Genomic DNA, 11,115 nt, shown 5'->3' on the forward strand with positions numbered 1-11,115 from the left:
CATCGCGGTTCGCGTCGGCCGATCTGCCGAGGAAGTCCGAGTCCCGATCGGAAGACAGAGTCCTCGGCGCCATACCAAACGATGCTCGGTAGGAGGGCAGCAGCGGTGAGCCAGGCGCCGGTGCCGACCGCGCGGCTGGGCCCGAGACGGCCTACGTCTTTCGACCTTCCCGAGCTCAGCTCAGCTCAGGCTCCCCCGGGCGTTCTTGTTCCGTGCCTCGGAGCGCCGCTGTCCTCCCCGCTCGCCCGRAGCCACCGCCGGCATGGACTTCTATCGTCGCCTCCGGGCCTCCGGGCCTCCGCCGAGTCTGCCCGGATGACGGCTATTGAGCCGATGCGGTTCGCCGTGGTGACCTCGCAGACCTACGGCGGGGCTGTCGTCACCGTGCCCGGGGCTCTGGTGCCGGCCCGTCCTGCGCGGTGGGTGGGCGGTAGGCCTGCGGCATGAGCGGAGCGGCGGTAGCCGGCGTGGGCTTCGCCTGCGCACGGTCGAACGCCGTCCCGAGTGCCCACCAAGTCGACGCATGCTGGGAGGTGAGCCAGTCCGTCGCGGCCCAGAGCGTCCGAGCGACCTCCTGGCCGGCGACGACCGCGTGGTAGGCGTCGAAGAGACCGCGGTGGTGGCCGACGGGGAGACCCTCGTCCTCGCTCCAGAGGATCGTCGGGCGAATCTTGCCGACCAGGAGCGATCGGAACATCCGATGCCCGTGCGACTTCGTCGTGATCGCGACGAGCGCGTGCGAGGTCTGGTTCCGGACGTACCGAAGGCCCAGGAGCAGAGCCCTCACTCCAGCCGCTTCGCAGGCCCCGACGTACTCCCCGGATCGGGTCGTGCCGCCGAACTGTTCGTCGATCGAGGCGATCCAGAACGCCCCCTCTGTCGCGGCGTGTTCCGGCTCGACGAGTCGGTCCACGCGGTCGATCGCTGCCCGTGCGCCGGCCAGCGCGAAGGCCACGTCGGTGCGAGGGCGGGCGGGAGGCTCCATAGGGCTTGCGTACCAGGGCCCGGCGAGGACGGACGGCGACTCGCCGAGCTCGGCCGGCCACAGATCGGCATGGTAGCCCACTACGTTCGGGCGGTGGACGTGAGCATCGCCGCCGCCGTGATCGCCCTCTTCGACCTCCTCGCCGTGCTATGCCAGATCCTCCGGGTGGAGACCTTTGGTGCCGCCGTGGGGCTGGGTGCTTTTCTTTCTGTCGATGGGGTCATTGACAACGGAATGCGGCTCGCGGTTGCTCAGTTCCATCGCTCGGTGGGTTCAAGGCGTACGAGGTTGAGCTCTGCCCAGAACGGCGGGGTTGTTCTTTAGGTCCCCCTCTGCAGCCGGTGAAGGATTCGAGGTCGGAGCCGCTGACGATCGAGATGACCTGGCCCATCGACGCCAGCCCTAAGTGGTTTTTTGAACGACCTGAGGATCTCGGCGACCCGACGGAGACCCGTGATGATGGCCAGCCGGGTGCAGTTGACCGGCGACCAGGCGTGGGAGGACTGGTGTTGGTCTTGATTGCCGGGCCGTCGCCTTCGAGGTCGGTGGGTTGTCCGAGGCGACACGACGAAGGGCCGCATGCGCCTGCCGGCAGACGCCTGACCTCCTCGTTGCGGGGCGTGCGCCCCTCTACGAGATCGCCCCACCACAGACCCACCCAGAGAGGTTGCGGCCGACACATGTCCACGGGTGCGGCCGGCGAGCGGTCTAGCCGGCCGGCCTAAGCACTGCCAACCTTTCTCGGCGGGCCTGCGGCCCTTGTAGGTGCCTCAGGCGGCAGCCCGGCCGTCCTCAGCGCTTGCGCATCTCCCGGACGAAGATCCAGATCAGCCAAAGTCCTCCGGTGACGATGGTCAGGATGGCGTCGAACAGGAAGCTGCCGAAGCCGTAGCGCTTGGTAGACAAGGTGGAGCCCTTCGTGGCTGGCGGAACGCTGACTCAGTGCTTCTCGGCACTTCCCCTGCCTGGCATAAGCCTCAGCGGCAGGACCGGTCGCTCACCGGCCCGCTTGACCGCCGAGCGCCGTCCCCGTAGATCCGGCCGGCCCAGATCCTGGCCCTCGCCTCTAACCTTTCGTAGCGAGTTCTCCGGCGCTGAAGCCGATTGTCGGCGCCTTCTGACAAGGTCCTCCTCATGGCGACATGGGATATCGAGACCGGCGAGACATTGCTCCGACGCGAACTGCACGACCGGTGGGGCGGCGGACGGTACGGCGGGATGGAGCCATCGGTGAAAGCGCACAGTGTCTTCCTATTCAGCCAACCGCGAGCCGGCGAAGCCTTCGGGTACAAGTACGACGGCTGGCACGCCGACGGCACCTTCCACTACACGGGTGACGGGCAGGTCGGCGATCAAACGGTCCGCTCTGGAGGCAACAAGGCAGTCTTGGACGCGCCGGCGCTCGGCAGGTCGATCAGGTTGTTCAGGAGCGAGGGCACGTCCACGACCTACATCGGCGAGTTCGAGTTGGCCGATCCGCCCTTCTACCGGGCCGATGCTCCTGACCGCGAGGGCGAGATGCGGTCGGTACTGGTTTACCGCCTGCGGCCGCTCGGATCGACTGTCCACGTGGCGGTCGACATCGCGAAGGACGACCTCCCCGTCGCCGAGGAACTGCCGCTAGAGGCGCTCGACGTGGAGCAGTACGCCAAGGAGCGCCCCGACGAGCCTCCCGTCGCCGTACGGCGTGAGGCTCTCCTTGTCCAGCGCTACGCCGCCTGGCTCTCCGCGCGCGGCGAGGAGAGCGTGCGCCACAGGATCCCGATCCCCGGCGGCGGGTACCTCTTTACGGACGTTTTCAACAAGGCGACCTACGAACTGGTCGAGGCGAAGGCCTCATCCGGACGGATCTACATCCGGGCGGGCCTCGGCCAGATCCTGGACTACAGCAGATTCCTCGACCACAAGGCGCGAGCGCTCCTAGYCCCCGTCCGTCCGAGCGACGACCTCATCGAGCTGCTCCAGTTCTACGACGTCTCCGTGATCTGGGAGAACGGTTCCACGTTTGACAGGACCGCGGCTCTGTAGCGGGGGGCGGCCGAGCTCTGCGCCAGACCTGCCGAAATCCGGGCCCGCTACCTCGCCGCTGGAAGTGTGCGAGAAGAGCGGGGCGGGGTGATCTGGCTTCGCTGAGAAGAATCCCGTGGGGTATCTGCGGCGATCGTCCTGGTCGTAGGCATGACGACCGCGTCCTCCGCGGATTGCTGCTGGCTCGGAGGAGGCCGGCTCGCTGGGTGGCTTGCCGGGCGGCGTAGCGCTCGGCGAGCGGGCGTCGGCGCAGGATCTCGGCGACGTCCCGGCGGGCCTCGTCCTCCAGGAGGTGCAGTCGAACGACGATCAATCGAAACAACTGAGAACGAAATCACGTCGAAGTTCATCGTGGAACAACTGGTTTCGGTACACACGAAGGCACCTGTAGCAGCTCGTCTCCGCGCCGCACTCGCACGTACCCACCCGACGGCGCATGGAGTCGACCACGAGAGGTAGGTCAGCCGCGATTCGACGAACTAGTCCGGCGCCCGCCGGTACGGTGTCGAACAGAACGACGGCATTACCTTGCCCCGCCATCACCGAGGCGTCGATGTCGTCGCGTGAGATCTCAAGAGCATCTGCGGCACCTGCCAGCAGCCCATAAGCCACCGATCGCGCCTGCGCCGCGGACTGCAAACGAGGAATCGTCAGCGCGAGAAGGTCAGTTTCGTAGTCATGCGCGAGAGCGAGCGACGTCAGATGCCCCGAGCAGTCTCGCCCGGTCGAGGGCGAGACATGAATGTTCTTCGAACCTCGCTCGGATCTGGCACCAGACATTCCGAATCCGCACCAGTCACAGATGAGGAATCGTGAGCGGTGTGGGCCCTCATTGACCACGCAGAGTCGGCCACGAACCGCAAGCTGCCAGGACACCTGTCCGATACCCGTTCCGACGATTCCCTTGTCAGTCTCTTCACCGAGGTCGAGCACGAACTGGCGGCTATGCCATGCAGACGCCGGCCTGGCCATACCGACCGGCTTCAACGTGCGCGACGCGACGAACCCGAACGAAGGCGTCACGTATTTGCGGCGGCCCTCGCTGCGTTGAGTCCCGCACACGCATGTGGGACCCAACGGTCCGTTGCCGACCTCGAGGTGCTCACAGGCCGGGCAAATTGCGTAGTCCCGCTGCACGAGCTCCCGCTTCGGCACCCGATGAAGTCCCGCTGACTCGATGATCCGCTTGCGGGCGACGATCGCTGCGCCGGGCGCGTACTCATTGATGGCGACGGTAAGGTCCCGTGACAGGTCGAGTTTTGCTGCCTCCGCGTCGACGTCGCGCGGAATTCGCAACTCGACTGTATCAACGGGGAAACCGTACTTGGGGAGAACGTTCCGACGCGCGAAATAAGCGATCAGCTGCTGACCATCGAGCGTGTTGACAACGCGCTGCAACGTCTCCACGAGGCGCCAGCGCTTCTCCTTAACTTGAGCGGCGATCTCCCCGTCGAAGTACTCAAGGTCGGCACGATAGTCGTCACCGCCGATCGCGATCAGGTTCGTCAACTCGTCGACCCAATCACCTCCTTCGATCCCGATTTCATCTTGCACGGTGGCCGGCAGAATGTTCCGCAACGCATCAATGAGCGAGGGTGGCGGCGGCGAAAGGAAGCCCTTCAACATCTCGTCGCCCGTGAGCCCATCATTTGGACCGTAAAAGTCGGCAACGGAGCGAAACTCGCGCCCGGAGGACTCGAAGGCGTGCCGGAAAAAAGCTCCGATCGCTGTTGAGTGCGCGTGACGACGGTCTACGCGCACGTTGTCGTCGACGACGACAGGGGCCCGGACGGTCCCTTGGATCATGGCCTCCGGGCGCTGGAACATCGACTGGTCGTGGCTGCGCATCTGAGCGAAGGTCAAGACGAGGGCTGCGCTCTCTGCGCGTCGGCCTGCTCGTCCAGCGCGCTGCACGTAGTTGGCGGTGCTCGGCGGCACGTTGCGTAGCAGCACCGACTGCAATTCACCAACGTCGACGCCTAGCTCGAAGGTCGTCGAGCACGACAGGACGTTTACCTTTCCCTGCAGGAATTGCTCCTGAAGCTGAGCTGCGTCTTCGGCGCTGAGTTGTGCGGTGTGCTCAGAGGCGCTGAGGGGAATCGGCTCCATGGTCCGGTACAAGCTGCCGTAGTGATCGGTTGCTGACGTCTCGACTGTCGATCGCAGCAACGTTCCTCGGCAGCCATTGGTCGGGCAGACAGATCGCACCGAGCGAGGCGTCGGCCGGCGGCAAACGTCACAGCGCCAGATCGGGTCGCCGACATCGAGCCTTCGCCACCGCAGCGCGGTGGACGCTACGCGGTATACGAGCCCGCGCCGTTTGTCGGTCGTCTCGACGAGCCACCCTGGTCCAGCGGGCGACACGAGCCAGTTCCAGATCTGCACAAGGAAGTCGTGAGCGTCGACGGTGCTTCCCATAGCGGCTAGGACGCGCTGCATGAAGTCAAGCCGGCGGTTGGCCCGACCGCGGATGGTCGGCGCCCACGAGAGCACTGCCTCCTTCGGACTTGACTGGAGCCCGCGCACGTACACCGCGCGGTTGCGTGGCGCCAGGAACTCCGACGTGAGGTCGACGTTCGCTTCGACTGGTTCCACGGCCCCTTGCAGGCGGAGTGTCTGCACGAGCTGGTCGAGGAGGTCCCACGCCTCGGACTCGGAGAGTCCGAGTTTCGTCAGCGGCGGCGGTGGTGCCGCTGAAGGCCGCGCCAATCGAACCGCCGCAAGAGTCGTGCCCTCGATGCTCGTCCGTTCGTCGCCCTCGAGCATCTCCTTCTGCATCCACTCGGCGACTTCCAGCCGCTGCGCGAAGTCAGTCAGCGACTTCTCGTACGCAGAATGGCGCAGGGCCTGCTGCCTCGCGAGCTTCGCCACATCGCTCGTCGCGAGTTCTTGTTGAGCCTCGCTGCGCAGCCCACGAGTAATGAGGGTGCGGGCAAGCAAGGCTCGATAGGACTGCTCCAGGTACGGCGCAGCAAATGCGGCTTGCTGACGCGAGTCCGAGAACATCAGAAGGCGACGGCCGTCCCCTGGCTCTCTGACGGAGTCGTCGGACGGAATGTGGCCGTACAGGGCCGTTGCCAAGACGGCCACCGAGGCGTCCGTCCCACTCGAGAATCTGCGCACCTGGCGAGGGCTTCGCCCTCCGCAGGCCCGGCACCGGTTGAGGTCTCGTCCGCCGTCGATGCGGATGACGTGGCGCAAGTTCACTTGCTCGCAGTTCGCGCATCGTGTTGCCGTAGGGCCGTCAAGAGTCCCGCAGGCTACGCAAAGTGTTGCCTCCATCGGAGGCTCCGACTGCCCTTCCGTTCCTTCATGCGCGTCGTCGTCGTCGTCGCTGCCGACCACACGGTCTCCGACAAGCAACCAGTGCGACGGTCGCTTGATCGACGGCGGCCCGAACCGAGTCCTCTTGCCAACGCGCTCAAGCGACCCATGCAGGTGGAGCTGACCACAACGCTTGCACCCCGCTACCTCGAATGCAGCAGCGGAGCACTCCGGGCACTCGTCGTGCCGCGCTAGCTGGATGTGCGGTCCTGCGGCACTCAGGCACGTAAATGCGCCCTCGATTGCACTCGCGAAGAGGTGGTAGCGCGCCGACAGGACTGCGGATCCGTGGCGCCCGTGGACCCGATGGCCGGCCGCGACAAGCTGGACGATCGAGCCCGCTGCCTGACTCGACGTGAAGTCGGGAAAGACAGCCGCTGCCAGGCCACGTACCGCCTGCGGGCCAGCAGAGAGGCGGGCCTGCAGCAACCGCATCGACACTTCGTCCTCGAGCCAGGGGGTGCCTCTGGCCGCGAGCCATCCGTTCGGGTCCGGTACCCCCGCAAGCTCTGCCAGCTCCTCGGGGCTCAGAGGGCCCCAGGTCTGGCCGGCGGACGACACGGTGTGCCGTGTGGCTCCAACGACATCGCGATGATCGTCACTCTCCGACCACTCGAACGGGACGCCAAAAAGTCCTCTCCCAAATGCAGCGACCCGCGCGAAGTCGTCTCCGACAGTGGCCGACGAAGCGAGGCATTGCACGTCGCGCGTTGCGCCGACCCGTTGGCGGAGGCGCCGAAGAAGCATCGCGATCTCAGCGCCTTTGATGCCGTCATACACGTGCGCCTCATCGACGACGACATACTTCCAATTCCCGCCGTGCTCACCCTCGAACAGCGCGAGGTCACGCGGACGAAGGAGGAGGTACTCGAGCATGGCGTAGTTCGTCAGGAGGATGTGCGGAGGTGTGCGCTGCATCTCCGCACGCGAGATGAGCTCGTTCGGTAGCGGGTCGACACCGTGTTGCCGCCGGAACTGGTCTCGGGCCTTCGCAGGATCTTGAATCGTCTCACCCGTGTAGCGGCCGAATGTGATCTCCGGGCAGTTGGCGAGCAACTCGCGGAGTCGCTTGAGCTGGTCGTTCGCGAGCGCATTCATGGGGTACAGAAGAAGTGCGCGGACACCCRGAGCCAGCGTCCCATTCGCCCTCTCCCGAGCGAGATGATCGAGAATTGGAACGAGGAAGCTCTCGGTCTTGCCTGAGCCGGTGCCTGTCGCCACGATGAGATTCCGGCCGGCGACGGCCTTTCGAATCGCGTGCTCCTGGTGCAGGTAGAGCGGCCGGTCGCCGGGCAGAGCCGCCGAGAACACCGACCGCGTGCCCTCGTGAAGCACGCCCTCGGCGACGAGCGACTCAAGGGATACGCCGCTTCGGAACGCTGGCGTCATCTCCAGGAGTGGGCCCCGCACGATCGCCCCCGATCGGTCGAGTTCCTCGGCAAGTGCCTGGGCGATATCGTCGTCTCGCAACGGCATCAGCGACAGCAGGTAGCGGTGGTAGGTCTGCTCAATCGAGTCGCTCGTCGCGATCGGGTCGAGGTTCGTAGCGGTCACAGCACGGCTCCGATCACTGCTGCGTCGGCGCGAACAAGGTCAACAGCGACAAGACCGGGTGCGTGCCTCGCGAGCTGGGCGTAGAGCGGCCGCCTGTCAGCAGCGACGAGGGAGACGTCGCCGCCGCGTCGCGCAGCGAGGCGCGAGACCAACGCGAGCGCGACAGAGAGCGCGGGCAGCGCGAGTGCACCATCTCCGCTGTCTCGCGCTTTCACCATGTCCCACAGATGCGTAGAGACGGGTTCGATGACTCGTCGCGCCGCCCCGATGGTTGGCGCACATTGCTTGATGACGTCTCGGAGGCGTCCTCGCGCCTGCCAGAGCTCGTAAACACACGCGACGCGAGTGTCGCCGTCGAGCATGAGTCCGGGGACCGGATCCAGGTACTCGTACCAATAGGCAACCTGTTCCGGTCTCTGTTCGAAGGAGGGCTCGAACGAACCAAGTCTCGAGTCGTCACCCTCGCCCCGCCACAACTTCTCCAGATCATCACCGAGTTCGGTGACGAGTAGCGTTCCCGGCGACTCGCCGCGCCCCGATGACGTCGACAAGGCAGAAGCAGACGTCAACAAGGCGAGCAGAGGTGAACGAGCGAGCGCGACTTCGACGTCGACTGCGCCGGCAACGTTCTCGATGGGCGCATCAACGAGTCCCGACTCGACGAGGACGCCCGTGATCTCGGGTGTGGTTGAAGTCGAGCTCACGAATCCGCTAAGTGCTCGCTGAGGGTCTGCAATCAGCAACGCCGAGAGGCGTGCGCGGGTCTCTGGACTGCGGACGACGCCCGGGGCAGCGAGTGTCTCTACTGCTCGCGCGGCACCATGCTCATCAAGCACATCGCTACCTCGGCCCACTCGACCACCGAGGATGAGTGACACCGCACGGGTCTCCGGCGGCTCGAGCCCCAAGTCCCACCCCTGCAGCAGGTCTACGACGTCAGCACCCGCCGGCGGATAGTTCCCGGTCGGCGCAGCGCCGCCCCACTCGTCCTCGACCCGAAACCAGGCTCGGAGCGTCCCGCGCTCGACGAGTTCAGCTGGAAGGTCGGCCAGACCGCCCTCGAGAGCGACAACGGAGCCTGGCTCCCATGGTGCGACGGCACGAAACAAGACCGCCTCGACGGGGGCGGCGACCTCGACTTGCGAACGCAGAATGCCTGCATCGATCGCCGCCGAGCTCACGAGGCGACCCGGCCGCAGTCGTACGACGGGCGCCGCCCCAGACCCCTCGTCAAGGACGAACACAGCGGATCCAAGCCGCTTCGCCAGCTCGTCGAAAGTCGCGAGCGGGAAACTGACTGCACCGCGACGATCGGTGGTCTTCGTGAGCTCTTGATGGCTATCGCGAGTCGAGAGGGCCAAGCGAACGTCGGTTCGAGGTTGCAACCCTCGAGCACTCAGCACGTGCTGGGCGACCTGTGATGTCTCGATCGACTGAGGTTCGGTCGTCCACTCCCCTGGCACGCCGAGGCGCACGAGCGAGAGCATCGGATGCGGAACGTCGACGATGAAGTGCCGTCCGCTCAGCTCGAACGGGGCGCTCGTCTTCCGCTGCCCGAGAGCGGCGTCCACGATGGTTCGACCGCCTTGGCGAACGATCACCCGCGCATCGACAAGGCCACCGGCTGGGGCTAGTCCGCGATAGTCCGGATGTGCGATCGCTACGAGTTCTTCAGCGACGACGACGCGCCGCACGATGCCTCGGCCGAGTGGTCCGCGGACGGTGATCGTGAGGTCACCAACGAAGGGTTGATCACCCAAACCTGGGACAGGCACAGAGTGGCTCGCGCATCGATGGCTAGCCCTCAGAATTCCGTCGGTGTCAGCGACGGTCACTGCCCAGTCGCTCGGCACTGCCCCGGCAGGGAGTTCGACGACCGGCCGCGCGCCGGCGACTTCGTACCCGTCACTCGTGTGAACACCTTCGATGATCGGCCCCGTGACGATCCTGGCGCGGTCAGCGCCCGCGACCCGATGCCACGCACCGTCGCCGAGTCGCACCGACGTGCCGACGTCGAGGTCGGCCTCGAGGAGTGACCAACCCTCCCAGCCGTACGGCACGTCCATGTCACGGCCGGCCACGGTGGTTCCTGACGATGTCCTCGGGCGTCGGTCATCACCCCCTGGCCACATGAGCCGGACCCTGCCAGCCGGTACCGGCCTCGTGGCAGGGACGAGGTCCCCGTCATCGTCGAAGACCAGGAGCGGATCCTCCTTTCGCACGAACGGGAGCACGGTCATCGCTCCGTCGCGCTCAACCACGACGTCCCGAACGGGGGCGCCGATCTGAACGATCTCCGGTCGGGTCTTGGATGCGCGCTCGTCCCACGGGATCTCGCTGTCACGTTCTACGACCAGGTCGCCGAGCTGAACTCGCCAGGTGACTTCGCGTCCCGTCGTCGGCCGAACTGCTGGCAGACGAACGCTGAGACCACCGTCGCGGCTCACCGCGATGACAGGGCGAGCTTCACGTGTCCCACCGCTTCGCCCACGTCCGCTGGCCAGAAGCTCGCGAAGTCGCTCGACTGATCGGCGAGGCAGAACCACATCGTTGCCGTCGATCAGGTCGATCACCCTGCCGACGTAGTCGGGGGCGAAGTCTCCGCCGAATTCGATGAAACGGGTCAGGGCGCGCGGTTGATTCTCGAGCTCGCGGGGAGAGTGTCTGGCCCACTCGACGAAACTCTCTCCGGTGACCGACGGATCTCGCCGGCGCCGGGTCGCGAGGAGGTCCAGCAGCTCGTCAAGGTGGTCGAGCGGTATCGCTCCGTGGAGCAGAACCGGCGTCACCCACCGCATCCCCTTCGCATCATCGAAGAGGGGCAGCCGCATCTTCGACAACGCACGGTGGTAGCCCTTGACGGCGTCCTCGACACCGGCTTTGTGAACGGCGAGAAGTCCGGCCACCTTGTCGTAGAAGGTGCCTTCCTCCCAACCACGCATGCCTGCGTGCGTGAGTGCGACGAGGAGCAGTGCGGGATGGTGCTTCACGAGTCCGTCAAGCTGGTTGAGGCGCAGCTGTGCACCGAGGAGCTTCAGCGCTTTGTCGACGTCGTCGTCGTCAGCGTCGACCTCGGCGACGAGCGACGCCTGCCGGAGCTGCCGAGCCCATTCTTCGTTGCGCCGATCAGCCCATTCCCGCACGTTCATCCGTCGACATCTCCCTCGAGCGAGCTGCTATCTCAATCCATCGGGTGTCGGGCACGGCCGGCGCGTCGATCACCC

At 65.8% G+C, this 11,115-nt stretch carries 5 protein-coding genes; 2 read left to right on the forward strand and 3 right to left on the reverse strand.

Features of this window, described 5'->3' with window-relative positions:
- Positions 1-379: 379 nt before the first annotated feature.
- Positions 380-985, reverse strand: a complete 606-nt coding sequence (locus tag AC1DUQ_RS00060) for a hypothetical protein (protein ID WP_477073213.1) — start codon at positions 983-985, stop codon at positions 380-382.
- A 93-nt stretch (positions 986-1,078) separates the two neighbouring features.
- Between AC1DUQ_RS00060 and AC1DUQ_RS00065 the strand changes: the two genes are divergently transcribed.
- Together AC1DUQ_RS00065 and AC1DUQ_RS00070 are read left to right on the forward strand one after the other, a co-directional pair.
- Entirely contained in the window at positions 1,079-1,309 is a 231-nt protein-coding gene (locus tag AC1DUQ_RS00065) for a hypothetical protein (RefSeq protein ID WP_477073214.1), read from the forward strand.
- 810 nt (positions 1,310-2,119) lie between these two features.
- On the forward strand, positions 2,120-3,013 hold the full coding sequence (locus AC1DUQ_RS00070) for an SRA domain-containing endonuclease (RefSeq protein ID WP_477073215.1): 894 nt from the start codon (positions 2,120-2,122) through the stop codon (positions 3,011-3,013).
- Positions 3,014-3,322: 309 nt separating this feature from the next.
- Here the strand turns inward: AC1DUQ_RS00070 and AC1DUQ_RS00075 are convergent, their stop codons facing one another.
- Both AC1DUQ_RS00075 and AC1DUQ_RS00080 read right to left on the reverse strand, forming a co-directional pair.
- On the reverse strand, positions 3,323-7,891 hold the full coding sequence (locus AC1DUQ_RS00075; RefSeq protein ID WP_477073216.1) for a DEAD/DEAH box helicase: 4,569 nt from the start codon (positions 7,889-7,891) through the stop codon (positions 3,323-3,325).
- Entirely contained in the window at positions 7,888-11,040 is a 3,153-nt protein-coding gene (locus AC1DUQ_RS00080; protein WP_477073217.1) for a hypothetical protein, read from the reverse strand. Before AC1DUQ_RS00080 ends, AC1DUQ_RS00075 begins: the two co-directional genes overlap by 4 nt.
- Positions 11,041-11,115 lie beyond the last annotated feature (75 nt).

This window comes from Cellulomonas sp. P4_B5_2, from assembly GCF_056402235.1.

Coding starts and splice junctions, on each gene's coding strand:
- AC1DUQ_RS00060 (WP_477073213.1), bottom strand. CDS start 985: ATGGAGCCTCCCGCCCGCCCTCGCACCGACGTGGCCTTCGCGCTGGCC.
- AC1DUQ_RS00080 (WP_477073217.1), bottom strand. CDS start 11,040: ATGAACGTGCGGGAATGGGCTGATCGGCGCAACGAAGAATGGGCTCGG.